This is a genomic window from Xanthomonas vasicola pv. musacearum NCPPB 4379, assembly GCF_000277895.2.
GTDB classification, from domain to species: domain Bacteria; phylum Pseudomonadota; class Gammaproteobacteria; order Xanthomonadales; family Xanthomonadaceae; genus Xanthomonas; species Xanthomonas vasicola.
Genome location: NZ_CP034655.1, coordinates 3,851,118 through 3,877,655 on the forward strand (window position 1 = coordinate 3,851,118; position 26,538 = coordinate 3,877,655).

Annotated in this window: 18 protein-coding genes; 6 read left to right on the forward strand and 12 right to left on the reverse strand. The window is 64.8% G+C overall.

Annotated features, from left to right (window positions below):
• Positions 1-15 precede the first annotated feature (15 nt).
• The 6 genes from KWO_RS17870 to KWO_RS17905 form a co-directional block, all read right to left on the reverse strand.
• Positions 16-999, reverse strand: coding sequence for a 5'-nucleotidase (locus tag KWO_RS17870; protein WP_010381478.1), 984 nt, complete (start codon positions 997-999; stop codon positions 16-18).
• 45 nt (positions 1,000-1,044) lie between these two features.
• A complete protein-coding gene (locus KWO_RS17875) occupies positions 1,045-2,088 on the reverse strand; it encodes a ribonucleotide-diphosphate reductase subunit beta (RefSeq protein WP_026113247.1) in 1,044 nt (347 codons plus the stop codon).
• A 166-nt stretch (positions 2,089-2,254) separates the two neighbouring features.
• Complete coding sequence (locus tag KWO_RS17885; RefSeq protein WP_010369823.1) at positions 2,255-4,738, reverse strand: ribonucleoside-diphosphate reductase subunit alpha; 2,484 nt, start codon at positions 4,736-4,738, stop codon at positions 2,255-2,257.
• A gap of 608 nt (positions 4,739-5,346) precedes the next feature.
• Positions 5,347-6,390, reverse strand: a complete 1,044-nt coding sequence (locus KWO_RS17895) for a DUF475 domain-containing protein (RefSeq protein WP_017112277.1) — start codon at positions 6,388-6,390, stop codon at positions 5,347-5,349.
• A 105-nt stretch (positions 6,391-6,495) separates the two neighbouring features.
• Complete coding sequence (locus tag KWO_RS17900; protein ID WP_017113695.1) at positions 6,496-9,204, reverse strand: bifunctional acetate--CoA ligase family protein/GNAT family N-acetyltransferase; 2,709 nt, start codon at positions 9,202-9,204, stop codon at positions 6,496-6,498.
• A 354-nt stretch (positions 9,205-9,558) separates the two neighbouring features.
• A complete protein-coding gene (locus tag KWO_RS17905; RefSeq protein ID WP_010381468.1) occupies positions 9,559-10,035 on the reverse strand; it encodes a hypothetical protein in 477 nt (158 codons plus the stop codon).
• Between KWO_RS17905 and KWO_RS22370 the strand changes: the two genes are divergently transcribed.
• Positions 10,028-10,288, forward strand: a complete 261-nt coding sequence (locus KWO_RS22370) for a hypothetical protein (protein WP_124943929.1) — start codon at positions 10,028-10,030, stop codon at positions 10,286-10,288. The genes KWO_RS17905 and KWO_RS22370 overlap by 8 nt on opposite strands.
• Here KWO_RS22370 and mgtE read toward each other — a convergent pair.
• Complete coding sequence (mgtE, locus tag KWO_RS17910) at positions 10,243-11,610, reverse strand: magnesium transporter (protein WP_010369813.1); 1,368 nt, start codon at positions 11,608-11,610, stop codon at positions 10,243-10,245. The two genes, KWO_RS22370 and mgtE, sit on opposite strands and share 46 nt — an antisense overlap.
• Before the next feature lie 687 nt (positions 11,611-12,297).
• Here mgtE and KWO_RS17920 point away from each other — a divergent pair.
• Entirely contained in the window at positions 12,298-14,109 is a 1,812-nt protein-coding gene (locus KWO_RS17920; protein WP_010369808.1) for a monovalent cation:proton antiporter-2 (CPA2) family protein, read from the forward strand.
• Between the two features lie 136 nt (positions 14,110-14,245).
• Here KWO_RS17920 and zwf read toward each other — a convergent pair whose 3' ends face one another.
• The 5 genes from zwf to KWO_RS17945 form a co-directional block, all read right to left on the reverse strand.
• On the reverse strand, positions 14,246-16,072 hold the full coding sequence (gene zwf / locus KWO_RS17925; RefSeq protein ID WP_010381463.1) for a glucose-6-phosphate dehydrogenase: 1,827 nt from the start codon (positions 16,070-16,072) through the stop codon (positions 14,246-14,248).
• Positions 16,069-17,868 carry a glycoside hydrolase family 15 protein gene (locus KWO_RS17930; protein ID WP_010381462.1) on the reverse strand — a complete coding sequence of 600 codons (1,800 nt, stop codon included), beginning with the start codon at positions 17,866-17,868 and terminating at the stop codon, positions 16,069-16,071. Before KWO_RS17930 ends, zwf begins: the two co-directional genes overlap by 4 nt.
• Before the next feature lie 63 nt (positions 17,869-17,931).
• Positions 17,932-18,261 (reverse strand): low molecular weight protein tyrosine phosphatase family protein, encoded by a 330-nt coding sequence (locus KWO_RS17935; protein WP_080762897.1) that lies wholly within the window; start codon positions 18,259-18,261, stop codon positions 17,932-17,934.
• A gap of 26 nt (positions 18,262-18,287) precedes the next feature.
• Entirely contained in the window at positions 18,288-21,608 is a 3,321-nt protein-coding gene (locus KWO_RS17940; RefSeq protein ID WP_017113694.1) for an ankyrin repeat domain-containing protein, read from the reverse strand.
• Positions 21,601-21,861, reverse strand: a complete 261-nt coding sequence (locus KWO_RS17945) for a YcgL domain-containing protein (protein ID WP_010369792.1) — start codon at positions 21,859-21,861, stop codon at positions 21,601-21,603. The genes KWO_RS17940 and KWO_RS17945 overlap by 8 nt, the downstream gene beginning before the upstream one ends.
• Before the next feature lie 218 nt (positions 21,862-22,079).
• Here KWO_RS17945 and KWO_RS17950 point away from each other — a divergent pair, with 218 nt between their 5' ends.
• The 4 genes from KWO_RS17950 to KWO_RS17965 are packed head-to-tail and all read left to right on the forward strand — an operon-like array spanning position 22,080 to position 26,489.
• Entirely contained in the window at positions 22,080-23,279 is a 1,200-nt protein-coding gene (locus KWO_RS17950; RefSeq protein ID WP_017112517.1) for a beta-ketoacyl-[acyl-carrier-protein] synthase family protein, read from the forward strand.
• Positions 23,279-24,052 (forward strand): beta-ketoacyl synthase chain length factor, encoded by a 774-nt coding sequence (locus tag KWO_RS17955; protein ID WP_017112518.1) that lies wholly within the window; start codon positions 23,279-23,281, stop codon positions 24,050-24,052. Before KWO_RS17950 ends, KWO_RS17955 begins: the two co-directional genes overlap by 1 nt.
• Positions 24,049-24,870, forward strand: a complete 822-nt coding sequence (locus KWO_RS17960; RefSeq protein WP_010381448.1) for a glycosyltransferase family 2 protein — start codon at positions 24,049-24,051, stop codon at positions 24,868-24,870. Before KWO_RS17955 ends, KWO_RS17960 begins: the two co-directional genes overlap by 4 nt.
• Positions 24,867-26,489, forward strand: coding sequence for an NAD(P)/FAD-dependent oxidoreductase (locus KWO_RS17965; protein ID WP_010381447.1), 1,623 nt, complete (start codon positions 24,867-24,869; stop codon positions 26,487-26,489). The genes KWO_RS17960 and KWO_RS17965 overlap by 4 nt, the downstream gene beginning before the upstream one ends.
• Positions 26,490-26,538: the final 49 nt, after the last annotated feature.

Genomic DNA, 26,538 nt, shown 5'->3' on the forward strand with positions numbered 1-26,538 from the left:
GCTGCGTAGCGAAACTCAATCAACAGGTACTGTCGGAATAGACTTGGACTCACTCAATGGGGAGTCTGATCTATAAGGAACCTTGCCAGCAGGAATGAACCTGGAAGCCGGCTCTAAATGAAGATCTTGGTCATCGAAAAAAATGTGCGGATTTAAGGCACGAAGAATTTTAGTTTTTTCTACTCCGCCAAGAAAAAAGACACCGTTAACAGCAACGCCCCAGTTCCTTAGAGTTTTTATAACGCGAAGTTCAGCTGGTGAGTTTCGGGCTGTAACGATAGATATCCGGACGGGGGACCTTTCCAACCCGAAGGGAAGACGATCCTGCAGACGAGAGAGCTTTCTAAGCAGGGTGGCGTATGGACCTTCGCCCATCGGCTCATCTTGCCTCTCATCTTCCTTCGTGTGAAACGCGGCCATCCCCTCGGTCTTGTAGACAATTTCACTACTGTCATCGAAGAGAACTGCATCGCCATCAAATGCAATACGGACTTGCGTATCAGAGAACGGCGCCTGATCGCTCGGCGGTTCCTTCACCACGGCAGTAGCACAGACTGCATCGTCGATAACTTTCTGCGCATCCCCAACGTTCGTCGTCAAAAATAAGTCGACGTCGTATGCATCCAAATAATCCGTTACGGCCTCACCTCCAGTGAATGCATATCTACTGATCGACAGGCAGCGCGAACGAATGTTGTTTAGAACCCGAACGCCGGTCTCTGGGCTATTGCGGGACATGACAACCACTTCCACTAAGGGTCTAGGGTCAGTATCTGTCTTCAACTTGTTCAAGCCAAGAAGAGCCTTTACAAGAGGCATTCCTGTGCCATCGGCCAACTCCTCATCTTCTCGGGCGAGCATGTATTTGCGATACTCGCCGATAGCAGTATCTTCATTTGCTGCCAACTTTTCCCTGAAGACGTTGTCGGCCTCTTTGAGATCAAAAAGAGCTGTCGCAGAAATACCTACGACAAGGGTGTCTGAAAGATCGAGTGCCATTTTTTGATTCCTTCAGCAAATCCATTGATCGAGGCAAATTTATCGTTACAAATCGTCGAACCCGTTATCCGAGTTAGTCTTCTTGTACGAGGCATTGCGCATCTCGAAAAAGTCGGTCTTGGTCTCGGTGAAGTTGTCGGCGTAGGCCTTGATCCACGGCATCACGTTGTCGTTGGCGCCTTCGTACAGCTTCTCGATGCCGAGCATGCCGGCCATCTTGTTGGCGCGGTACTTCACGTAGCGGATCATCTCGTCCACGTCGATGCCGTCGATGCCGTCCAGCACTTCGGCGGTCCACTGGGTTTCCAGGTCGATCGCGTGTTCGAAGGCCTTGTGCACGTAGTCGGTGAGCTGATCGCCCTGCAGCGCCTGGTTCTCGCCGATGATGGCGCGGATCAGCTCGCTGATGAACTTCGAATGCGCCAGTTCGTCGCGGTTGATGAAGCTGATGATCTTGCCGGTGCCGGTCATGCGGTTCTGGCGGACCAGATTGTAGAAATACGCAAAGCCGGAATAGAAGTTGATGCCTTCCAGGATCGAGGACTGGATCAGCGAACGGATCAGCGTCTCGGCCGTCTTCTCGCGCATGAAGTCTTCGTAGGCGCCCATGATCGGCGCGTTGCGCTTGATGATGGTCGGGTGTGTGCGCGCGATTTCGAACACGCGGTTCTGGTCGGCCAGACCGGTGATCGAGGCCAGCACGTAGCTGTAGCTCTCGTTATGAATTACTTCCTGCTGGCCGATGATGGCGGCATTGGCATGCGCGGCCGGGTCGGTGATGTATTCGGCGACGTTGTAGATGAAACGCGTCTGCGGCGAATCCAGCGTGGCCAGCAAGCCGATGATCGAATCGTAGGCATTTTTTTCGCGCGCCGACAGCTCGTTGTACTGGCGCGCGTCGCCCTTCATGTCCACCTCGTCGGGGATCCAGAAGTTGGTCGACAGTTCCTTGTAGGCCCGATAGAAAGACGGGTACGGAATGTCGTTCCAATTAAGGATGCCCGAGGTCTGACCATTGATGATGCTGGTCGAACGGTTCGGGTGACGCGGCTCAAGAATTTTGATGCGTTCAAGCGGTGTTGCAGACAGGGCCATGTTCTTTCTCGAAATGTCACTGCGCCAATAACGACGCTACACGTGCTGGAGCAAAGCCCCCTGAGTCAGGGGGCGCGCCAAAGGCGCGGGGTGTGGAGACTGGTGAAGCAGGGTCCACAGTTCGCGACGCGAACTGTGGAAGCGAAAGCGCGAATGCGCTTTAGCTGCTACACCACTCACACTCACTGATGTCGATGTCGTTGGAACGCACGTAGTACGTGGTCTTCAACCCTTCGCGCCAGGCCGTCATGTGCAGGTCCAGCAGCGTGCTCGCACGGATGGTGCTGGGCACGTAGAAGTTGAAGCTGATCGACTGGTCCACGTGACGCTGACGACGGGCGTTCTGGCGCACGCTGGCGAACTGGTCGACCTTGTAGGCGCCCTTTTCGTAGTACGGCCAGGTTTCCAGCGACAGGCCAGGCGCGGCAACCGGACGCCGGAAGTCCTTCTTTTCTTCGTAGTAGAACGCGCTGTAGATCGGGTCGATTGAGGCGGTGGAACCGGCAATCTGCGCGGTGCTCATGTTCGGTGCAACCGCCAGCATCCACGCATTGCGCACGCCATTGACCGCCACCTGGGCCGACAGTTCCAGCCATTGCGGGCTGTTGTAGTCGCGTGCACGGAAGTACTCCCCGTTGTGCCAGTCGCTGCCGCGGAACACGCTATAGGTGCCCTTTTCCTTGGCCAGCTCCATGCTCGCCTGGATGGTCAGGTAGTTGATGCGCTCATACAGCTCATCGCTGTAATCCTCGGCTTCCTTGGCATTCCAGTGGATGGCCTTCTGCGCGAGCAGATGATGCCAACCGAAGGTGCCAAGACCAATCGCGCGGTATTTCTGGTTGGTGATGGTGGCCTGCGGTACCGGCAACTGGTTCAGATCGATCACGTTGTCGAGCATGCGCACCTGGATCGGGATCAACCGTTCCAGCACGTCGGCGCCCAGGAGATCGGCCTGGTCGGCCTGCACTGTAATCGCGCGGCCCAGGTTGATCGAAGACAGGTTGCACACGACGAAGTCGCCCGCCTTCTTGGTGGTGACGATCTGATTGCCGCTGATGATCTCCTGCATCATCCGCGTCGGGCTCATGTTCTGCAGGATCTCGGTGCACAGGTTGGACGAATAGACCATGCCCTCGTGCTTGTTCGGGTTCTTGCGATTGACTTCATCGCGATAGAACATGAACGGATTGCCGGTTTCCAGCTGGCTGACCATGATGCGCTTGAAGATCTCGATCGCCTTGACCGTCTTGCGCGTGATGCGCTCGTCGGCGACGACTTCTTCGTACTTGCGACGGAAGCTGCTGTTGGCGTCGCCCTTCTTCTCGTCGTAGAAATCCTGCAGATACCAGCCCTTGATCCGCTTCACTTCGTGCGGGTCGAACAGGTACCAGTCGCCGCGACGCTCGACCGCTTCCATGAACAGGTCGGGGATGCACACCGAGGTGAACACGTCGTGCGCGCGCAGACGCTGGTCGCCGTTATTCAGGCGCAGGTCCAGGAACGCTTCGATGTCGCGGTGGAAGATGTCCAGATAGACCGCGATGGCGCCCTTGCGCTGGCCCAGCTGATCCACCGACACGGCGGTGTTGTTGAGCTGCTTGATCCACGGCACCACGCCGCCGGACGAATTGGACACACCACGGATCGCCGAGCCCGACGAACGCACATAGCCCAGGTAGGCGCCCACACCGCCGCCGTGCTTGGACACGCGCGCCACGTCGGTGTTGGAGTCGTAGATACCCTGCAGGCTGTCGTCGACGGTGTCGATGAAGCAGCTGGACAGCTGGCCGCCGACCTTGCCGGCATTGGCCAGCGTCGGCGTTGCCACCGTCATGTAGAGGTTGGACAGCGCCCAATAAGCCTCGCCGACCAGCTGCATGCGGCGCTCGCGGCTGCCCTTGCCGGTGCCGATCTCGTCCTGCATCAGGTACAGCGCAATCGTCAGCCAGCGCTCCTGCGGCAGTTCGAACACGCCACGCGAGCTATCGGTGGCCAGGTAACGCGTGGCCAGCAGGTACAGGCCGTTATAGGCGAACAGCTTGTCGCGCTCGGGCTCGATCATCTTGCCGGCTTCGATCAGTTCGTCCTTGGAATAGCGGCGCAGGATGTCGTTGGAATAGACATTGCGGTCGGCCAGGCTTTCCTGCAGGCCGACGAACGAGCCGTACTTCTGGCTGGCGTCGTAGAAACGGTTGCGGCTGGCGCGCTTGTACAGGCGGCGCAGGTACAGACGCGCAGCGAAGTGTTCCCACTCCGGGGTGGTCAGATCGACGCGGGCTTCGGCCTCGCGGATCAGGTGGTCGACCAGGTCGTCGGCGTTGACGCTGTCCTTGCGCTCGACAAAGCCGAACACCGAGCGCTTGTAGTCAGCCACGTCCAGCTGCGGGAACTCGGCATGGATCTGGTCGATGGCGCGATTCAGGCGCTCCGGCTCGAACGGAATCTTGCGATTGCCCGCTTCTTTCGTAATCCAGGTGGAGACGTTTTGTTCTTCGATGGTCTGTGCGTGCATTGCAATGGCTTGGCGGGGCGGCGGCACGATGTCCGATGGGTCGATCAATTCCGGCGCGCAGGCGGGCGCGGCAACGCTGGTGGGTGTTGCGGTACCGGCGGCGATCGCGGCAAGGGTGTCGTTGGTGGTCATGCGTCCTCCATGCGTAGGCACACGAACCTGCCGGAGAGCAGGCGACAGCCGAGCGGCGTCCAGACGGCATTGGCGACACGCCACGCACAGCGCGCAGGCCATCGCCCGCGGCGGCATCACCCACCAATGTCCCTGAACTCCCACGGCCGCCATCACGCGGTGTGCTGTCGCATGATGGTGTTTTGGTGGCAACGCGCTGCCGTCATCGGGCCGGAAGCGACCGCGGCAATGCCGGGGCGCGTACAGGTCGCTGAGATGGGAGCCGCAGGCGACATTGCGCTTGCGCGTCGCCTTCGTCTAAACGGTGCCACTTGGTGGCGGTCACCACCGAACCCCAAGATAGTGGGGTACCCCCGAGGGGTCAACACCAAATATGCCGAAATTGCGGTGAGCCTTGCAGGACAACGGGCTGCGCTGACGAGCGGTCGCTTCGCGCAGCGGAAGGACGCATACGACTGCGCAGGTCAAGTCAGGAGGGTCCTGATCCGCGAACCGCATTCACCCGCCGTCGACACCAAGCATGCTAGCGATCGCGCTTTTTAAGCTGCCGCCCGCCTTATCCGGTGTCGCCGGCCTTGCAGCAGACGCACCACCTTGCCGGTGACCTCTCAGATCTCGGTCGGCCCGAGATGGTGGCGCTTGCGGTAGCGGATCGACGACCACACCGAGGCGGCGATGAAGGCCACGCCGATCAGGCCGGTCAGCACTTCCGGCACGTGGTAGACGGTGCCCACCAGCATGATGATCGCCAGCACGCCGATGGCGTAGTGGGCGCCATGCTCCAGGAACACGAACTCGTCCAGGGTGCCCTTGTGCACCAGGTAGACCGTCATCGAGCGCACGAACATTGCGCCGATCGCCAGGCCCAGCATGATGATCACCACGTCGCGGGTGATGGCGAATGCGCCGATCACACCGTCGAACGAGAACGAGGCGTCCAGCACTTCCAGATACAAAAAGGCCGCAATGCCCGAACGCTTGGCCGGGCCCATGCCACCGTCTTCGCTCTCTTCGGCTTCGAACAGCGCATCCACGCTGCCGACCAGCAGATACAGCAGGATGCCGCCCAAACCAGCGAACAGCACGCTCTGGAAGATGCCATCGGGCAGGAACAGTTTGGTACCCAGCAGCACCGAAACCGCCACGATCACCGACATCGCATCGGCCTTGCCGAGCTTGCCGACCAGCCGCTCCACCGGGCCGAGCCAATGCAGCTTGCGCTCCTGGTCGAACAGGAAATTTAGGAACACCAGCAGCAGAAACATGCCACCGAAGGCGGCGATGGACGGATAGTTGTCGGTCAGCACCTGGCTGTAGCGTTCCGGCTCCTTCAGCGCCATCTGCATCACCGGCGCCAGGCCCATGCCGGTGGCCACCGACACGATCACGATCGGGAACACCAGGCGCATGCCGAATACGGCAATCAGGATGCCCACCGTCAGGAACAATTTTTGCCAGAACGCGTTCATGTGCTTGAGCACGCCGGCGTTGACCACCGCGTTGTCGAACGACAACGACACTTCCAGGACGCTCAGCACCAGGCACAGCCACAGCGCCTGCCACAGCCCCATTGAGGTGGTGTGTCCCCACCAGGCGGCCACGCTCAGGCAGACGGCGGCAACCAACAACGACATTCTGAACTCGCGAAACATTGACACTCCCAGGCGGGCCGAGACGACAGCCGGAGCAACGGGCAAGGCGAAGCCTGGCAGATCCGGCGTGCGGTGGAGGATGGGGGACCGCGGCGTGACACAACGTCAGGCCGGGCGCGGCTCGCCCATTATAGGGAGTGTCACTGCCATCAGGGTCGCATCGTCCGGATCCGGGCGCACGCCGAAGCCCAGGCTCTGGCACATCGCCAGCATGGTGCGGTTCTCGCGCAGCACCTGGCCTTCGATCTGCTTCAGGCCCAGCCAGCGCGCGTACTCGATCATGATGCGCATCAGCTGCCAGCCGATGCCGTGGCCCTTGAGGTCGGAGCGGATCAGGATGCCGTACTCGCCGCGCTCGTAATCGGCGTCGGCGTGCAGGCGCACCGCGCCGAGCATGTCGCCGGTCTTGGGGTCGATGGCTACCAGCGCGATGGAGCGGGCGTAGTCGAGCTGGGTCAGCCGGGCGATGAATTCGTGGCTGAAATGCTTCACCGACTGGAAGAAGCGCAGCCGCAGGTCTTCATCGGTGACGCGGGCGAAGAACGCGCGGAACAGGGCGTCGTCTTCCGGGCGCACCGGGCGCACCAGCGCGTGGGCGCCATCGCCCAGGCCGATCTGGCGCTCCCATTCTTTGGGGTACGGGAAGATCGCAAAGCGCGGATGGCCGCGGCCCTTGTGCAGCTTGCGCGCCGGCGCCACAGCCACGCGCGCATCGAGCGCGATCACGCCATCGCGGTCGGCCAGCAGCGGGTTGATGTCCAGCTCGGTGATTTCCGGGATGTCGGCGGCCAGCTGCGCCAGCTTGACCAACACCAGCGCCACTGCACGCTCGTCGGCGGCCGGCACGTCCCGGTAGGCCTTGAGGATGCGCGACACGCGGGTGCGGCCGATCAGCTCATGGGCCAGACGCAGGTCCAGCGGCGGCAGCGCCAGCTCGCGGTCGTTGATGACTTCCACCGCGGTACCGCCGCGCCCAAACACGATCGCCGGGCCGAACACCGGGTCGTCGGCAATGCCGGTGATCAGTTCGCGTGCCTTCGGCCGCAGCACGGTGGGCTGCACGATCACCCCTTCGATCACTGCATTGGGATGCGCAGCGCGCGCACGCGCCAGGATGCCGGTGGCCGCTTCACGCACCGCCGCCACGCTGGAGAGGTTCAACCGCACGCCATCCACATCGGACTTGTGCGCAATCTCGCTGGACAACACTTTCAAGGTCACCGTGCGGCCGACCGCCAGTAGCGGGTCGGCCAGCAATGCGGCCTCGTTGGCGGTGGCGGCCACCTGCAGCGGCACGATCGGGATGCCGTAGGCGGCCAGCAGGCGATTGGTCGCGACCGGGTCCAGCCAGCGCCGGCCGGCCGCCAGGGCCTCTTCCACCAGCGCCCGCGCGATGCCAGCATCTACCACAAAGTCTTCCGGCAGGCTGGGCGGGGTCTCAATCAGCGCTGCCTGCGCCTCGCGGTAGCGCACCAGGTGGGTGAAGCCGCGGACCGCGTCCGATTCGGTGGCATAGGTGGGCACGCGCGCGGCGTTGAGCGCGGCAATCGCCGCATCGTCCTGGCCCAGCCACACTGCAAACACCGGCTTGTCGCGCTGGTAGCGGTTGCGCTGGTCCAGTGCGCGGGTCAACGCCTTGGCCGCATCGGCCGAGGAGGTGAACGCGGTGGGCACGTTGACCACCAGCAGCGCGTCGTTTTCCGGGTCGTCCAACAAGGCTTCGATCGCCGCGGCATAGCGCGCGCCGTCGGCGTCGACAATGATGTCGACCGGATTGCTGCGCGACCAGCCTTCGGGCAGCGACTGATCGAGTTTTTCCAGCGTCTTGGCCGACAACTCGGCCAGGGTGCCGCCGCGCAGCACCAACTGATCTACCGCCAACTGCCCCACCCCGCCGCCGTTGCTCAGGATGGCTAAGCGCCGGCCGGGGAAACTGCCGAGCCGGCCCAGGGTTTCGGCGGCGGCGAACAGTTCGTCCAGCGCGCCGACGCGCAAGAGGCCGGCACGCGCGAACGCGGCGCCATACACCGCATCCGAGCCGGCCAAGGCCTGCGCGTGGGTGCCGGCATTGGGATTGATGCGGTACTGCCGGCCGGATTTGACCACCACCACCGGTTTGGCACGCGCGGCGGCACGTGCGGCCGACATGAACTTGCGCGCATCGCCGATGCGTTCGACGTACAGCAGAATTGCGCGGGTGCGGTAGTCGGTGGCGAAGTAATCGAGCAGATCGCCGAAATCCACATCCAGCGTATCGCCCAGCGACACCACCGCCGAAAACCCGACCGAGCGTGCCACGCCCCACTCCACCAGCGCGGCAGCAATGGCGCTGGACTCGGAAATCAACGCCAGGTCGCCGGCCTGCGGGCAATGCGCGGCGATGCTGGCATTGAGCCGCGCATGCGGGGCGATCACGCCCAGGCAGTGCGGGCCGAGGATGCGCATGCCTTTGGCACGCGCGGAGGCCTCCATGCGTGCGGCCGGCGAGCCGGGGCCACTGCCCAAACCGGCGGTCAGAATGATCGCTGCGGCCACACCGCGCCGCGCGGCGATCGATACGATGCGCGGCACGATGCGCGCCGGCGCGGTGATGACGACCAGGTCGGGCACCCACGGCAGATCGGTCAGCCGCGCCACCGTGCGCACGCCATCGATCTCGTTATAGCGCGGGCTCACCCAGCCGATCTGCCCCGGAAACCCGGCCCCGCGCAGGTTGCGCACCACCGCCCGCCCGGCCGAGCGATCACGCGGGCTGCCGCCCACCACCGCCACGGTGCTAGGACGAAAGACCTGCTGCAGGTGGTACGTACTCATCGGACCGGGGACGCGAATGCCATCGCGCTACGGTACACGCACTGGCATGCGAAGGTGCGTACAAGCATCCGCGCTGGGCCATGCTCTTGCCGGCAACGGCATGCCGTCATCCCGCTACGGCCAGGCAAGCGCTTCCGCTGCACCATGTCACGCAATCGCATCGCTGCCTGCCGGCCCTGGTCTCCCCCGAATCAACCGACCTGGCTTCGATCCGGACATGCAGCCCCGTCGCGAGAGAGTCGGCTGAACTGCCTGCAAGGGCCATTGCCACGGTGCCTTGGGCTGCGGGATAGGCCCAGAACTGCCAGAGCAAGCCGCTTACGTGACCCCCGTTGCCCAACACCCCCAGGGCTACTAGCGCTCTACGTAGTTGCCGCTTTTGTCAGTTTCAGGCGTATCTCGACGCTGCTTCGTGATTCCGTAAAGGCCACATACCCCTGTAATAACCCTCTCATTGCCTTGGCCATGTGCTTCCCAGGCGGCCTTTACAGAGCGAGGGGCATCTGACCAGGAGACGAAGTAGCCATTCCGGTCGATTGTCAAGAACGGAATTTGAGTCCATTGCTGGCAATCGATCAGGTTCTTCACGTAAGCCCAGTTGCCGTATGTGTTGGCTATGGAAATTCGTTCCCAAACGTCGATATGGGGCGGCTTTCCTTGCACAGATGGCTGATGAATTTGGATCTGATCAGACACGCCATGCCAGGCCAAATCGTTCATCAGCTGGATTCCAATGGGATTCTGCTCGCTTAGGGGCGCAGCCAGAGTGGTGCTGAAGAGCGGGACCACCCATATGGCAAGGCTCGTCAGAATCTGGGCTTTGGTGGCCATCGTTCTTCCTTGGTCTGTTACTCATTTTGCCCCCTATATGACTGGCTACTGCAACCAAGTGCAGGACATGGAGCCGCAGTCCGCCGTTTGGGGCGGTTCGGCCCGGCCGAACTGCGGCGCTGCGATGACCCACCATCCGATGCACCCCCAAGCGACACAGCGCATTGCCTCGCATGGCCAGTACCTTGCCCGGAAGGAAAACGGACTCTACAACAACGTGCCGCTCAAGATCAGCGCAGCGATGCTGAAATAGATCACCAGGCCGGTGACGTCCACCAAGGTCGCAACAAATGGCGCCGAGGCACTGGCGGGGTCGAAGCCGAAGCGTTGCAGCACAAATGGCAGCATCGAGCCGGAGAGCGAACCGAAGGTGACGATGCCGATCAGCGCGGCGCCGATGGTCAACGCCACCATCTGCCAATGCGGGCCGTAGTTGTACAGGCCGGCGGTCTGCCAGATGGTGATGCGCACGATCGCCAACACGCCCAGGATCGCGCCCAGGGTCAGGCCGGTAGGCAGTTCGCGCAGCGCCACTTTCCACCAGTCGCCCAGGCGGATTTCGCGCAGCGCCAGCGAGCGGATCAGCAGAGAGGTGGCCTGCGAACCGGAGTTGCCGCCCGAGCTCATGATCAGCGGGATGAACAAGGTCAACACCACCGCCTTGGATAGCTCGTCCTCGAAGTGCTGCATCGCGCTGGCGGTGAGCATTTCGCCCAGAAACAGCACGCTCAACCAGCCGGCGCGCTTCTTGATCATCTGGCCGAAGCCAATCTGCATGTACGGCTTGTCCAGCGCTTCCATGCCGCCGAACTTGTGCACGTCTTCGGTGGATTCGGCGATCAATGCATCCAGCACGTCGTCCACGGTGACGATGCCGAGCACGTGGCCGCGCGCATCCACCACCGGAATGGCGAGCAGGTCGTGGCGACGGATCAGCCGCGCCACTTCTTCCTGATCCAGTGCCGGGTCCACGGTGACCGGCGGATTGACCTGCGCCACGTCCAGGATTGGTGCTTCTGGCGCGCCGGTGATCAGCCGGCGCATGGTCACCACCTGCTGCAGCACACGCGTATGCGGGTCGAGCAGATAGATCGCGTAAACCGTCTCGCGGCTGCGCTCCACTTCGCGGATGTGCTGCAGCGTGCGGCCTACCGTCCAGTCGGACGGCACGGCGACAAACTCGGTGGTCATCAGCGCGCCAGCCGTATTGGGCGGGTAGCGCATCAATGCCTGGATCGACAGCCGCGCCTCGGCGCTGAGCAGCCACAGCAGCGGCTGGCGCTGCTCGGCATCCAGACCGTGGAAGATGTCGGTGGCGCGGTCGTCGGCCATCTGCCCCAGCAGCGACGCAGCCTGCTCGGCCGGAAGCAAGGCCACCAGCGTGCTGGCATCGCGCAATTCTGGCTGCTCAAGCACCTTCACCGCACGTGGCGGCGGCAACGCGGCCAGCACCTGTGCCGCTTCGTCGCGGTCGAGGGTGTTGAGATATTCCACCGCATCGGCCGTGTTGAGCTCGGCCAGGGGTGCGGTCAGTGCTTCGACGCCTTCGGCGAGGCGCAGGGTTTCGTCGTACATGGTGGTTCGCCTGGTGACGACCGTCGTCGATGACAGCCAGCGAACCTCAAGCCTCAGGCGCGCGCCAGCTGGGTCATCGACCCGGGTCTAGGGTGACTGTCGCTGGACATGGGTAAGGACTCCAAAGGTGCGTCCCGGCCGGTGATCCGGGCGGTGGCGCGGCGCAGTCTGCGCGCATGAGTCGGCTTGGTCAATGCCCTGTGCGCAGGTCGCTTAAGTGGGCTTCCCGAAGCCGGGCGTCGCAGGTATGCATCGAGCGTGCACGCCAGCGGGATTTGGGTCAACAAGCCAGCGGCGCGGCGGGGATCGTGCCTGCGCACGGGTTGTCGCGCGCCAACAGAGGCAGGCCGACGAAGAACCCAGGGCGCCGCGGCACCGCCATGCCAGGCCAGCGTGTTAGGAGAGGCGGATGCACCGTTACCGCGACGCCCATGCCGCGGCTGACGCGCCGAGACGGAGCCGAGCCACCGGCCGTCACTGCGCTACGCTGGAAGTCAGGGTCATTCCTACAGCCCGCTTCGCGCAACATCCCGTGCGTTACATCTGTGCATCGCCATCCACACACGCAAACGCGTTGTCGCATCGCATGCCATCGCAACCGGCATTCACCGTCGCATAGATGGCACGTGCGTGCGCGCAGGCCAGTGAGCCTGCGCGGCATAATGCGCACCTAAACGGAGAGTACGCATGCATAGCGGTGGTCTGGAACTGGCGTTGGTGCTGATGCTGGCCGCCATCGTGGCGGTGCCGGTGTTCAAGCGCTTTGGCCTGGGTGCGGTGCTGGCCTATCTGGTCGCCGGCGTGGTGCTTGGCCCGGACGGCGTGGGCGTGGTGCAGGATGCCGAACGCATCAGCGGTGCGGCCGAGATCGGTGTGGTGATGCTGCTGTTCGTGATCGGGCTGGAACTGTCGCCGGCACGCCTGAAGGTGATGCGCCATTCGGTGTTCGGCGCCGGTGCCACCCAGGTGCTGGTGACCGCAGTGATCCTGGGCGGCTTGCTGATGGCAGCTCAACTGGGCTGGAAGAGCGCGTTGATCGTCGGCGTGGCGCTGGCGCTCTCCTCCACGGCGGTGGGCCTGCAATTGCTGGCCGAGCGCAAGGCGCTCAACAGCGACTACGGGCGGCTGGCATTCGCCATCTTGCTGTTCCAGGATTTGATTGCAATCCCATTACTGGCAGCCATCCCGCTACTTGGTGGCAGCAAGAATGACGCGCTCGAATGGCAGGACGTGGCCAAGGCCATCGCAGCACTTGCGTTGGTGATCGTGTGCGGGCGTTTTGTGTTGCGTCATCTGTTCAACGTGGTGGCGCGCACGCGCATGCCAGAAGTGTTCACGGCCAGCGCATTGCTGGTGGTGCTGGGCACCGCCTGGATCATGCAGGAAGCCGGATTGAGCGCCAGCCTGGGCGCCTTCATCGCCGGCGTGTTGTTGGCCGATTCGGAATTTCGCCACGAACTGGAATCGCAGATCGAACCGTTCGAAGGCTTGCTGCTGGGGCTGTTCTTCATCTCGGTGGGCATGGGCATCGACCTTAACCGCGTGGTCGCCGAGCCCTGGTTGATCGCGGCGGGCGTGGCGATTTTGCTGGTGGTGAAGTTCTCGCTGCTGGTCGGCATCGGCAGCGTGGCCAAACTGCCGCTGCGCAGCAGCCTGATGCTGGGCAGCGTGCTGTGGCTGGGCGGCGAATTCGCGTTCGTGGTGTTCAACGAGGCCGACCGCGTCGGCTTGCTGGAGCCGGCCAATCACGACCGGCTGGTCGCCATCGTCGGCGTGTCGATGGCGCTGACGCCGCTATTGCTGCTCGGCATGCAACGCATCCTCAACGGGCCGCTGCGCGTGCGCGCACCCAAAACCGATCGGCCGTTCGACACCATCGATGCGCAGACGCCCAAGGTGCTGGTGGCCGGCATGGGCCGCTTCGGCCAGGTGGTCGCGCGCCTGCTCACCGCGCGGCATGTGCCGTTCGTCGCGCTGGAACACAATCCCGACACGGTGGAAGACTTGCGCCGCTTCGGCAGCCAGCTGTATTACGGCGACCCTACCCGCCCCGAGCTACTGCGCGCCGCCGGTGCCGACCGCATCAAGGTGTTCGTGATCGCGGTGGACGACCCGGAAACCAACATCAAGACGGTGCGGCTGATCCGTCGCCTCTATCCGCAAGCCACCGTACTGGCGCGCGCACGCAATCGCCAACACGCCTGGAAACTGATGGATCTGGGCGCCGAACCGTTCCGCGAAGTGTTCGCCTCCAGCCTAGAGCTGAGCGAACGCGTACTGACCTCACTCGGCCTGGGTGAAGCACTCGCACACGAGCACGTCAAACGCTTCCGCCAGCATGACGAAGACCTGCTGCGCCGCCAGCATCTGGTCTACGATGACGAAGCCAAAGTGATCCAGACCTCACGCGACGCACGCGCCGACCTGATGAACCTATTCGAAGCCGACGTCAAGGCGGATGTGGATGGCGAGGCTGCACCCGCCACGCTCGATCAATGAGCTTTGGGTAGGAGCGCGCTTGCGCGCGACGAGGCGTTACCGATAACCCCTCGTCGCGCGCAAGCGCACTCCTACAGGGATTTTCTGCACATACAGCCGCCGCACGATCGCAGCGGCTGCACGTTGATCGCATCACTCAGCTGCGCGGTGTGCGCACTGCGGTCTTGCTGGCCGACTTCTTCGCTGCGCTCTTGCCAGCCGCAGCTTTGCTCACGGTCCTTGCAGCTGCTTTTGCGACCTTCTTCGTCGCGCGCCTGGTGACGGATGTCTTTGCCACCTTGCCGGGCGAACCGGCTGCACCTTGAGTAGATTTGGCAGCAGGTGCGGCGGCACGTTTGGGTGTTGCCTTACTCGCTTTCTTCGGGATCTTCTTGGCGGCTTTCTTCACCGGCGTAGCAGCACCAGCGCGCGCTTCTGGCGGGCGGCGCGGTGGTGGCTTGCGCCCGGGAGTGAGTGCGCGCCAGGCGTGGCCGCCGTTCATTGCCAGCAAGGCATCGGCAGCCGAGGGACCGGCGCTGCCGGCGGCGTAATTGGGGAAGTCGCTCGGCGGTTGTTTCCACGCATCCAGGATCGGTTGCACGATGCGCCATGCGCCTTCCACCATGGCCGCATCCTGGAACAGGCCGGCTTCGCCGTTCATACAGTCCTGCAGCAGGCGCTCGTAGCCCACGGTGTATTCCTTGGGGAACCAGTCGCGGTAACGGAAGTCCATCCGCACCGGTGCCAGTGCCACCTGCGCGCCGGGGCGTTTGACGTCGAACTGCAGCGAAATGCCTTCGTCCGGTTGAATATGCAGCACCAGCCAGTCGGGGCCGTAGCCGCCCACTTCGGTGCTGCGGAACGGCGCCAGCGGTGCCGGTTTGAAGCGGATCGCGATCTCGGTGGTGCGCTCGCGCAGGCGTTTGCCAGTGCGCAGGTAGAACGGCACGCCGGCCCAGCGCCAGGTGTCCACCTGCAGTTTCATCGCTACATAGGTTTCGGTTTCCGAATCTTCCGGCACGGTGTCTTCTTCGCGATAGCCAGGTACCGCGCTGCGACTGACTGCACCAGAGGCGTACTGCCCACGCACCACGTCCTCGGGTTTGATCGGGCGTACCGCTTCGATGACTTCGGCGCGACGGCGATGCATCGCTTCAGTCGTAAACGCCGCTGGTGGTTCCATCGCAATCATCGCCAGCAACTGGAATAGATGGTTTGGCACCATGTCGCGCAAGCAGCCGGTGGGATCGTAGAAACGTCCGCGCCCTTCCACGCCGATGGTTTCGGCCGCGGTGATCTGCACATGGTCGATGCGGTCGCGATTCCACACCGGCTCGAACAAGCCGTTGGCGAAGCGGAACGCAAGAATGTTCTGCACGGTTTCCTTGCCCAGGAAATGATCGATGCGGAACACCTGATCTTCGTGCAGCACTTTGCCCACAGTGGCATTGAGATGCTTTGCGCTGGGCAGATCGTGACCGAAAGGTTTTTCCACGATCACCCGACGCCAGCCTTCGCCCTCGCGCTGCCTGACCAGGCCGGCTTCGCCCAGATTGAGCAACACCGGCTCGAAGAAACGTGCAGCGGTGGCCAGATAGAACAACACATTGCCCTGGGTGCCATAGCGCTTGTGCAACTTGTCCAGCACACCGTCCAGCGCCTGGTAGGCGCCCAGGTCGGTGAAGTCGCCGCGCAGATAATGCATGCGCTCGCGCAGCCAGTCCCAGGTGTCGGTATCGAATTGGTCGGTCTGGAATTCGGCATCGCGGCTGCTGAGCAGCTGCGTCATCGACTGCCCCATAGTGGTCCGCCACGCGCGCTCGCTGATGTCGCCATGGTCCATGCCGACGATGGCGAATTGCTCGCCCAACGCGCCGGCGCGGCGCAGGTTGTACAGCGCCGGCATCACCAGGCGCTTGGTCAAATCGCCGCGTGCGCCCAACACCACGATGATGCACGGCGGGGTGGTTGCTTGCTCACTCATGGATGCGTTTCCTTTTCGCCCATGCGTCCATGCAGGCGCAGTGCTGCATTGACCAGGGCCACGTGGGAATACCCTTGCGGGAAGTTGCCGAGCATGCGTTTGCTGCGCGGGTCGTATTCTTCAGCGAGCAGGCCGACGTCGTTGCAGAGCCCGAGCAAACGTTCGAGCAGCGCACGCGCCTGGTCGGTGCGGCCGATCAATGCATAGTTTTCCACCAGCCAGAAACTGCAGGCCAGAAAGGTGCCTTCACCGGCCGGCAAGCCGTCGGCGCTGTCGTCGGCGCGATAGCGCTCGACCAGTCCATCAATAGTCAGATCACGTGCGATCGCATCGGCGGTAGCGGCAATACGCGGATCGTCCGGCGGCAGGAAGCCCACGATGGGAATCAGCAGCAGCGAGGCATCCAGCCGATCCGAGCCATAGCTCTGTACGAAGTGGCCGTCCGGGTGCACGCCTTTTTCCAGCACTTCGGCGCGGATTTCTTCGGCAAGCCGGCCCCAGTGCGCGCGTTTTTCAGCATCTGCATTGGTGATGCCATCACGTGCGCCGCAGTCGAATGCCAGCCATGCCATCACTTTGGAATGCACGAAGTGACGGCGCTCGTCGCGGATTTCCCAAATGCCTTCATCGGGCTCGCGCCATAGCGATTCCAACGTATCCAGTATTTTTTCCAGCAGCGACGCAGACGAACCATCGTCGTCCGATGGCGGGCCCACGCCTTTTTCGCGCGCGTAATGAAAGGCGCCGATCAACTCACCGTAGACATCGAGTTGAAACTGATCCACCGCGCCGTTACCGATGCGCACCGGGCCGGAGTTTTCATAGCCGGGCAACCAGGACGCTTCCCATTCCTGCAAGCGGCGTTCGCCGGCGATGCCGTACAGCGCCTGCAATTGATCCGGCGAACCGGCAATGGTGCGTTGGACCCAATCGCGAAAGGCCGCCGCTTCGTCGCGATACCCAGCCTGCAACAAGGCAATCAGGGTAAACACCGAATCGCGCAGCCAGCAGTAGCGATAATCCCAATTACGCGTGCCACCCAGATGCTCCGGCAACGAGGCAGTGGGCGCAGCGACAATGCCGCCGGTGGGCAGATAACTCAGCCCCTTCAGCACCACCAGCGAGCGGCGCACCTGCTCGGTCCATGGCCCCACATCGGTGCAGCGGCGCGCCCAGCCATGCCAGAACGCGGCGGTGCGTTGCAGCGCCTGTTCGGCATCGATCAGGGGCGGTGTCTCCAGATGCGAAGCGCCATGACTCAGCAGAAACCAGGTGCTTTCGCCTTCGCGCAAGGTGAAGTCGGTTTCGGTGCCCATGTCTTGGCCGCGCAGTGTCTGCGGCGAACGCAATATCAGTTGATCGGGGCCGGCGATGGCGCGGATGCCATCGACGATGCGCGTGACCCACGGCACCGTGCGGCCGTAGTTGAAGCGGAAGGTCAGGCGCATGTGCATCGGCACGCTGCCCTGCAGGCAGCGCACGATACGCACCAGATGTTGATGGATTTCGCCGTTTTCGCTCGCCACCATAAAGTCGACCAGCTCCACCGTGCCGGTGTCGGTGATCATGCGCGTGCACAGCACCAGGCTGTCGTCTTCGTAGGCGCGCTCGCTGCGGAAGTCGGCAGCCGGCGACAATGCCCATTGCCCGTGTTGTTCCTCGCCCAGCAACGAGGCGAAGACCGCATCGGAATCGAAGCGTGGCAGACACAGCCAGCCGATGGTGCCGCGGTGATCGACCAGGGCCGCGCTGTGGCAGTTGCCCAGCATGGCGTGATCCTCGATACGCACGCTCATTGGTTGGGCGTTTCCTTCCGGCGAAAGAACGCGCAGTTTTGCATGCGCCGTGTCGGGATCAGGTTACGGCTGCGCGGGCAAACGCAGCAGTGGTGGCACCGTGTGTTCCAGGCGGCGTATCAGTGCCGGGTCCATGTACGCGTAGTCGTCGGGAATCTGCAGACAGATCACCCGGCAATGGCGCAGCTGCGCAGCGAAGCGTTTGCGCAGCAGTTGCAGGTGGCGACGTTCCATCACCAGCACCACCTGCGCTTCCTGCAGCAACTCCGGGGTGACCTGCACTTCGGCATCTGCGGCCAACCCGGCCGATTGCGCCTGCACGCCGGGCCAGTCGGCGAACACGCGCTCGGCGGTGGGGCTGCGCAGGCGGTTGCGGCTGCACACGAACAACAGCCGCAGCAGTTGCCCGCCGCGCTGGCTCAGCGGCCTTCGCGCAGGAAGCGCGCCATCGAGGAGACGCCTGGCAGCGCGGGTTCGAACTGGCCAGCCACATCAATGAAACCGCGCATGATGGCGATCTCACGCGGGGTGCGGTTGAGCGCGTCGCGGCGGTCGGCATCGGCGCCGGCCCGCAACAGACGCTGCACCAGCAGCGGCAGGCCATGCAATGCGGCCAGATGCAGCGGGCCGAAACCGCGTTGGTCGGCCACGTCCAGCGACACCTCTTCGTCAAGCAGGCGTTCGACCCCGGCCAGCACCACCTGCTCGTCGCAGGCGGTGCCTGGTTCGGCACGTGCGCCCAGCAACAGCAGCAAGGGGCTGACCCGGCCACCGGCCAGGTGTTCCGGGTCGGCGCCGGCCAGCAGCAAGGTGTCCAGCAAGGCGAGCAGACGGTTCTTGTCGCGCGCGGTGAAGCCGTACAACGCAGCGCAATGCAACGGCGCCAGCTCCTGATTGTCGGTGGCGTGCACGTCGGCCGCGGCGGTGAGCAGGCGCGCCACGATGTCCGGCAGGCCCAGCGCGCAGGCCAGCATCAGCACGGTCACGCCACCCGGCAGGCGGTGTTCGATCTGCGCGCCGGCCTGCAGCAAGGCGGCCACGATCTCGGTCTGGCGCATGCTCACCGCCGCCGACAACGGCGTGGCGCCGCTGTTGGCGGCACGCTGCGGATCGGCGCCGCGGTTGAGCAGATGCGCGACCACGCCAAGGTGCCCGCCACCGGCCGCACGCAGCAGCGCGGTGCAGCCTTGCGCGTCGACGGCGTCAACCGGCAGGCCGAGGTCGATCAGGCGGCGCACCGCATCGGTGTCGCCGGTCATTGCGGCGGCCGGCACATCTGCTTCGCGCAGCGTGCGGCGCGGCAGCGACCAGATGCGCCAATCCAGCCAGTCGGCCAGATCGCGGCGGCCGATCGACAGCGCCACGCCCAACGGGGTTTGCCCATCGGCAGCGCGCGCTTCCGGCGAGGCGCCCTGCTTGACCAGCAGTTTCAGCGAGGCGTCGCGGCCGAGTGCGGTCGCCAGATGCAGCGCGGTCATGCCGTGGCTGTCGCGCGCTTCGCGGTCCACGCCATGTTCCAGCAACCATTGCTGCAGGCGCAGCCAACCCAGCCGCACCGCCAGCGACAACGGCGGATCGCCGGCGGCCGAGGGCGCGAACGGGTCGGCGCCGCGTTCGAGCAGTTCCAGCGCTAACTGTTCCAGCCCGCGCGATGCGGCGTCATGCTGCACGCAGGCACTCAGCAAGCGGGTCAGACCACCGGCACCGGCCGGCGAGACGCCATGCCGCAGCAACGCCTGCAGGGCCGGCACCGCCTCCACGCCGCGCGAGAGCAGCGCGAACATCGGTACATCGCCGCAGGCGTCGCGCACGTCGGCATCGGCGCCGTGACGCAGCAGCCAGTCGACCGCCTCGGCATTCAAGGCCAGATGCGCATCGTGCAACAGGCCGCCAAGTTCTTCCGGCGCGCACAGCCGCGCCAGCGCAACCAGGCCGTCGCGCTGCCCGAACTGCAGGCCTTCGCGCAGCAGCACCAGCGGCGGACGATCGGGCAGCACGGCAACGCCGGGCGTGTCGCCATGCCCGTCGCTGACCGCAGCCGGCAACGGGTAAGCGGGATCAAGCAACTGCACGATCGCCCAACGTCCGGCTTCGGCAGCTACATCCACCGCGCGACGGCCGTGCGCATCGACGCTATCGGCAGGCACCTGCAGATCCAGCAAGCGGCGGATCAGCGCTGGCGACACGTTGTCGGCGGCGCAGGCCAGCATCACCGCGTTGCGGCCCTCGCCATCGATGGCCAGTACGTCGGCCTTGCGCGCGACCAGGCGCTCGAGCACCGCGCTGCGCGCCTGCCGCGCCGCATCCAGCCACGGCGTGCGGCCAAGCAGATCACGGGCTTCCAGATTGGCTCCCGCCGACAACAGCGCCTCGACGATGTCGCCGTGGCCGGCCAGTGCGGCTTCGTGCAAGGCGCTGCGGCGCTGCCGGTCGCGCGCATCCACGCGCGCCTTGTGCTTGAGCAGCAGCTGCACGCCGGCCGGGTCGTCTTCTTCGGTGCCGGCCGCGGCCAGCAGCACCGGGGCGCCGCCCTCCGGTTCGGAATGCGCGCCGCGCTCCAGCAAGAACTTGGCCAGCCGCCAGTTGCCAACCTGGCACGCCATCGCCAGCGGCGAGTGGCCTTCATTGTTGAGCGCGTCCAGCTCGGCAGCGGCATCGCGCAACAGCGCGGCCACGCCCGGGTCGGAACTGCGCACGGCGTGATGCAGTGGGGTGTTGCCGTCGTTGTCGGTAGAGCGCGGGTCGGCGCCGTTGGCCAGCAAGGTCATCACCGCGTCCGGGCGGCCGTGCCAGCTGTCGCGGGTCGCGGCCAGCAACGGGGTCATGCCGCGATGCGGTTGGTTGACGTCGACGCGGCGCACGATCAACTCGCGCAGCAGGCGCAGGTCCGGCAACACCGCTGCCAGCGCCGGCAGGCTGCGTTGATCGCGCCATTCCGGTAACGGCAACGCCTGCGGGTCGGCACCGGCCTCAAGCAATTGCAGCGCGCGGTCCACCCGCCCACTGCGCGCGGCTTCGAACAGTTCGGGCACCAGCTGATGCTGGGCCACCGGCTCCAGCGGGCGCGGCGCGGCTGCCGCTTCGGAGAAGAAATCGGCCGCCTGGCGTGCCGGCGGCGCATCGCAGCGCACCGGCGCAGCAGTGCGTTGCAGCAGCAGGTGGGCCGCCGGCAGCAGCACAGCGGCGGCAACCGCCAACCCCCAACGCAGGCCGCCGGACAACCAGCCCGGCCAGGTCAGCACCACGGCCAGCGTGCACATCGCCAACACCAGCGCGGCCGCCAGCAGACCGCGCCAGGCATGCAATTCCTGCGTGGCCAGCGCCTGCCAGCGTGGCGCCAGCGCACCGCCGTCGCGTTCCACCTCGCCCCACAACGGCCAGGTCCGCCACAAACCGAGCAAGGCGGCGCTGACTGCCACGCTCAACGCCAGCGCGGCAGCCAGGCTACCGCTGTCGCGCAGGGCCGTCAGCGGCCAACTGATCAGTGCGGCCAGCGCCAGCAGGCCCACACCCCAGATCGCCAGCAACGGTGGCAGCGCCTGCGCGACGGCGCGCGGTTGGCTCGGCACTGCGCGCGTGCCACGTGCCCACGACACCGCCAGCGCCAAGGCCGGCTGCGCCAGCCACAGGCTCAGCGCCGCAACCACGCCGCCAACGCCACCGAGCAAGCACAGCGCCACGCCGGCCGCGCCGGCCAGCGCTGCGGCGCGCGTCCGTGCGCCCCGCACAGGCTCAGTCATAGTCGCACTCGCCTGCGAGCACGATGGTTCTGGGCAGTTGCAGATAGAACCCGTGCTTGCCCAGCGCCTCGCGCACCGTCGCCACATCGGCCTGCGCCAGGCGGCGTTCGGGCGTCAACGCCACATCCAGTACGAATGAAAACGGCGCCAGCTGCGCATGCACGTCGGCAGGAAGACCGGAGAAGTCGTCACGCGTGGCGAGATAGACGAAGGTGTCCTGCTTGCGTTGGCTTTTATAGACGTATGCGTGCATGCGCGCGTGGTCGCGCTCGAAAGAGAGGTGTGTCGCGTCGATTGTGTCGCAATTGCAGCGATGGCGAAAGCGCGGCCTGCGCGAAAATCCCAGCCGTGTCAGCGACATGACTGTCACATTCAGTTGCGCCATCCACGGGGCGGGCGCATGCCATCGATATACTGAGCGCACTTTTTGCCAGCCAGACCATCGTGAGCCAAGCGCAGCATTCGTCCCAGATGGCCCCGGTTGCCGTCACCGCGTTCACTTCCACCACCGCGCTCGGCGCCGGGCTTGCGGCCCAGGCCGCCGCCTTGAGCGCCCGCCGCAGCGGCCTGCGTCGCAACGATTTCGGCCCGCAACCGCTGCTGCCCTGCTGGGTCGGCCGCGTCGATGGCGTGGAAGAAGTGGTACTGCCCGATGCCGTGCAAGAGTGGGAGTGCCGCAACAACCGCCTGGCCTGGCTGGCCCTGCAGCAGGACGGCATGGCGCAGGCCGTGCAGGCGGCCGCGCAGCGCTACGGCGCCGAGCGGGTGGCGGTGATCATCGGGACCTCCACCTCCAGCATCGGCGCCAGCGAAGAGGCGTATACGCGGCTGGTCGACGACGCCGACGGTGCGCGTTTCCCCGAGGATCTGAATCGCCCGATCGTGCACACCCCGCATTCGCTGGGCGACTTCGTGCAGCACGCCACCGGCTTGCGTGGCCCGTGCGTGACCGTGGCCACGGCGTGTTCGTCCAGCGCCAAGGTGTTCGCCCAGGCGGCGCGGCTGATGGATGCCGGGGTGATCGACGCGGCACTGGTCGGCGGCGTGGACACCTTGTGCGGCAGCATGCTGTTCGGCTTCAACTCGCTGCAAGTGGTGGCGCCGGAGATGTGCCAGCCATTCGATGCGCGCCGGGTCGGCCTGAGCCTGGGCGAGGCCGGCGGCTTTGCGCTGCTCGAACGCCCGGCGGCCGCACCGGAGGCGGCGCTGTGGCTGTACGGCTATGGCGAATCCAGCGACGCACACCATATGTCGGCGCCGCATCCGCAAGGCCTGGGCGCGCAGCTGGCGATGCGCGGTGCGCTCGAACGCGGTGGCCTGGAGCCCGCTGCGGTGGGCTATCTGAATCTGCACGGCACTGCCACGCCGGCCAACGACAGCGTCGAAGCTGCTGCCGTAGCCGCAATCTTCCCCGGCACCTTGCACGCCAGTTCGACCAAGGCCTGGACCGGCCACACATTGGGCGCGGCCGGCATCGTCGAATCGGTGATCGCCCTGCTCGCGCTGCGCGACGACGTGCTGCCCGGCACGCTCAACAGCGAGGTGCCCGACCCGGCCTGCGGCCCGCAGATCCGCTTCGACAACGCGCATGCCCGGATCGACTACGCCATGAATAATTCTTTCGGCTTTGGCGGCAACAACTGTTCGCTGCTGTTCGGACGGGCCCGCTGATGCTGACCGCGACCATCGAAGGCATCGGCTTCTGGACCCAGGGGCTACCCAACTGGGAGGCCGCCAGCGCGTTCGCGCGCGGCGGTGAGCTGCAGGAAACCCCCGCCCGCCCGGCGCCGCAATTGCTGGCCGCCAACGAACGCCGCCGTGCGCCGGACACCGTCGCGGTGTCGCTGGAAGCCGCGCTGGCCGCGTGCAGCGCCGCTGGTCGCGACCCGGCCAGCCTGCCGTCGATCTTTACCTCCACGTATGGCGATCTGGCCATCTCCGATTACATGTGCACCACCCTGGCCAGCGACCCATTGGCGATCTCGCCGACCAAGTTCCACAACTCGGTGCATAACGCCGCGGCCGGCTACTGGACCATCGGCGCCGGCGCGATGACCCCGGCCACCGCGATCAGCGCCAGCCTGGGCAGCTTCGCGCAGGGCCTGCTGGAAGCGCTGGTCCAACGCGCTGCCGGTGCGGAGGCCGTGCTGCTGGCGAGCTACGACGCCCGCTCGGTTGGGCCGTTGGGCCGGGTCGCGCCCAGCCAGGGCCTGCTTGGTAGCGCGCTGGTGCTGGGCGCGCCCGGCCAGGCCGGCAAGCCGCAGCTGCATGCACAATTGGAAGACGGCACGCCCTCGCGCGGCGATGGCGCGCTGTCGCGCCACATTGCCAGCAATGCGATGGCGCCGATGCTGCCGCTGTTCGACCTGTTGGCCGGCAGTGGTGACAGCGTGGCGCTGTATGCCGCCCCGGGCCGGGTACTGCGCGTGGAGATCCAGCGATGAGCCGGCAGCCGCTAAGCCGCGACGACACCGCCATTCTGGTGCCGGCCTTGAACGAGGTGCTGCGCATCCGCGAAGTGGTCACCGACGCGCTGACCTATTGCTCGCACGTCATCGTGATCGACGATGGCTCCGACGATGGCACCGCCGAGTGCATCGCCGGCATGCCAGTGACGCTGATCCGTCACCCGCAGCGCATGGGCAAGGGCGCCGCACTGCGCAGTGGTTTTGCCGAAGCACAGCGGCTTGGCATGCGCGCGGTGATGACCATGGACGGCGACGGCCAGCACAAGGCGGCCGATTTCCCGCGTCTGCTCGCCGCGGCCAACCGCCACCCGGGCTGCGTGATCATCGGTGCGCGCATGCGCAAGCGCGCCACCCAGCCCACCATCCGCCGCATCGGCAACGACTTCGGCGACTGGGGCATTGCCTGGGCCTGCGGCTTCCGCCTGGTCGACAGCCAAAGCGGCCAGCGGCTATATCCGGCTTCGGTGTTCACCCTGCCGAATGTGCCCGGCGAAGGCTTCGTGTTCGAAGCGCAGCTGCTGATTTCCGCCGCACGCCAGGCCGGCGCGCGCGTGGTCGCAGTGCCGATCGAAACCCGCTATGCCGGCACCTCGCCGGGCACATTTCGCAAGAGCCATTTTCGGCTGGTGCGCGATCTGTGGAATATCACCTCGCACGTGGTCGCACAGGTCTGGGCGTACGGCCATGTGTGGCGCGAATACCGCCGCGTGCGCGCCAACCCGGTGATCGTTGACGATGCCGACGGCGAATTTGCTACTGTGCCCGAGGTCACCAAGAGCAACCAGTCCCCATGAATGTACCGCGCGCCGATGTCGTGATCACCGGGGGTGGCCTGGCCGGCCTGAGCTTGGCGTTGCAGTTGAAGCAACGCGACCCCGCACTGGCAATCACCGTGCTGGAACGGCGCGCCCACCCGGTGCGCGAAGCCGCGTTCAAGGTTGGCGAATCCACGGTTGAAATCGGCGCGCATTATTTTGCCGACGTGCTTGGTCTGCGCGAGCATCTGGAAACGGAGCAGATTCGCAAGTTCGGGTTCCGCTTTTTCTTCTCCGACCAGCGCAGCGATATCGACCGTTGTACCGAACTGGGCGTGAGCAAGATCCTGCCCACGCCGTCCTGGCAGATTGATCGCGGCCGTTTCGAAAATTTTCTCGGCGAACGCGCGCGTGCGCAGGGCATCGCCTTTGTCGACAGTTGCAGTGTCAAGGGCGTTGACCTGTCCGACAACGACACCGACCACGCAGTGCGCTTCGAACGCGATGGCACGCCCGGCACGCTGAGCGCACGCTGGGTGGTGGACGCCAGCGGCCGCGCCGGCCTGCTCAAGCGCAAGCTCGGCCTGGCGCAGGACAACGATCACAACGCCAATGCGGTGTGGTGGCGGGTGGAAGGCCTGATCGACCCCAATGTCTGGTCGCAGAACAGCAGCTGGCTGCAGCGCTGCACGCCGCCGGACCGCTGGCGTTCGACCAATCACATGTGCGGGCCGGGCTACTGGTTCTGGCTGATTCCGCTGTCTTCGGGTGCGCATTCGCTGGGCATCGTCTGCGATGCAGACATGCATCCGCTGGAAGGCATGAACTCCCACGAGAAGGCGATGACCTGGCTGCGTACGCATCAGCCGCAGGTGGCCGCCACGCTCGACCAGGCCGATTACCGGCTGCAGGACTTTCTGTTCCTGCGCAACTTCTCGTATGGCTGCAAGCAGGTGTTCTCGCCGCAGCGCTGGGCACTGACCGGCGAAGCGGGCGTGTTCCTGGATCCGTTCTATTCGCCTGGCAGCGACTTCATCGCGATCTCCAACACCTATATCTGCGAATTGATCGGCCGCGACCGCGCCGGCAAATCGCTCAGCCCGTACGTGGAGCTGTACGAGCAGCTGTATTTCTCGTTCTACGAAAACACCTTGACCCTGTATCAGGACCAGTACGCGCTGTTCGGCGATGAGCAGGTGATGCCGGTCAAGGTGATCTGGGATTACACCTACTACTGGTCATTGCTGGCACCGCTGTTCTGCAGCGGGCGCATCGCCAATCTCAGTTTGCTCTCGCGCATGAAGAACGACTTTCTGTTCGCGCGCGACATGAATCTGGCAATGCAGCGGGTGCTGCACGACTGGGGCGAGCACAATCGCGCCCAGGCCATGCCGCCAGCCGACGGCCGCCTGCTCGACCAGTACTTGATCGACTGGTTCAACGCCCTCAATGGCGCCTTGCGCGACACGCTCGACGACGAAGCCTTTGCCGCGCGCCTGCACAACAATATCGCCCGCATGGCGGTATTGGCGCGGGAGATCCTGCACAAGGCGCAACAACGCCATCCGCTTCTGTCCGATCATGGACTGGACGCCCTGACCGCCAACGCCGTCGGCGACCCGGTGCTCACCGCACCATGGTATGCCGACGCGGCCTGAGGCACCCACGGCGCGGTGACGCAGGCGCCGTATTACGCTCTTTAATGCC

What these genes read in the sequence shown, in the direction of transcription:
- KWO_RS17870 (WP_010381478.1), bottom strand. Translation starts at nt 999, where the DNA reads ATGGCACTCGATCTTTCAGACACCCTTGTCGTAGGTATTTCTGCGACA.
- KWO_RS17885 (WP_010369823.1), bottom strand. Translation starts at nt 4,738, where the DNA reads ATGACCACCAACGACACCCTTGCCGCGATCGCCGCCGGTACCGCAACA.
- KWO_RS17895 (WP_017112277.1), bottom strand. Translation starts at nt 6,390, where the DNA reads ATGTTTCGCGAGTTCAGAATGTCGTTGTTGGTTGCCGCCGTCTGCCTG.
- KWO_RS17900 (WP_017113695.1), bottom strand. Translation starts at nt 9,204, where the DNA reads ATGAGTACGTACCACCTGCAGCAGGTCTTTCGTCCTAGCACCGTGGCG.
- KWO_RS17905 (WP_010381468.1), bottom strand. Translation starts at nt 10,035, where the DNA reads ATGGCCACCAAAGCCCAGATTCTGACGAGCCTTGCCATATGGGTGGTC.
- mgtE (WP_010369813.1), bottom strand. Translation starts at nt 11,610, where the DNA reads ATGTACGACGAAACCCTGCGCCTCGCCGAAGGCGTCGAAGCACTGACC.
- KWO_RS17920 (WP_010369808.1), top strand. Translation starts at nt 12,298, where the DNA reads ATGCATAGCGGTGGTCTGGAACTGGCGTTGGTGCTGATGCTGGCCGCC.
- zwf (WP_010381463.1), bottom strand. Translation starts at nt 16,072, where the DNA reads ATGAGTGAGCAAGCAACCACCCCGCCGTGCATCATCGTGGTGTTGGGC.
- KWO_RS17930 (WP_010381462.1), bottom strand. Translation starts at nt 17,868, where the DNA reads ATGAGCGTGCGTATCGAGGATCACGCCATGCTGGGCAACTGCCACAGC.
- KWO_RS17940 (WP_017113694.1), bottom strand. Translation starts at nt 21,608, where the DNA reads ATGACTGAGCCTGTGCGGGGCGCACGGACGCGCGCCGCAGCGCTGGCC.
- KWO_RS17945 (WP_010369792.1), bottom strand. Translation starts at nt 21,861, where the DNA reads ATGCACGCATACGTCTATAAAAGCCAACGCAAGCAGGACACCTTCGTC.
- KWO_RS17950 (WP_017112517.1), top strand. Translation starts at nt 22,080, where the DNA reads ATGGCCCCGGTTGCCGTCACCGCGTTCACTTCCACCACCGCGCTCGGC.
- KWO_RS17955 (WP_017112518.1), top strand. Translation starts at nt 23,279, where the DNA reads ATGCTGACCGCGACCATCGAAGGCATCGGCTTCTGGACCCAGGGGCTA.
- KWO_RS17960 (WP_010381448.1), top strand. Translation starts at nt 24,049, where the DNA reads ATGAGCCGGCAGCCGCTAAGCCGCGACGACACCGCCATTCTGGTGCCG.
- KWO_RS17965 (WP_010381447.1), top strand. Translation starts at nt 24,867, where the DNA reads ATGAATGTACCGCGCGCCGATGTCGTGATCACCGGGGGTGGCCTGGCC.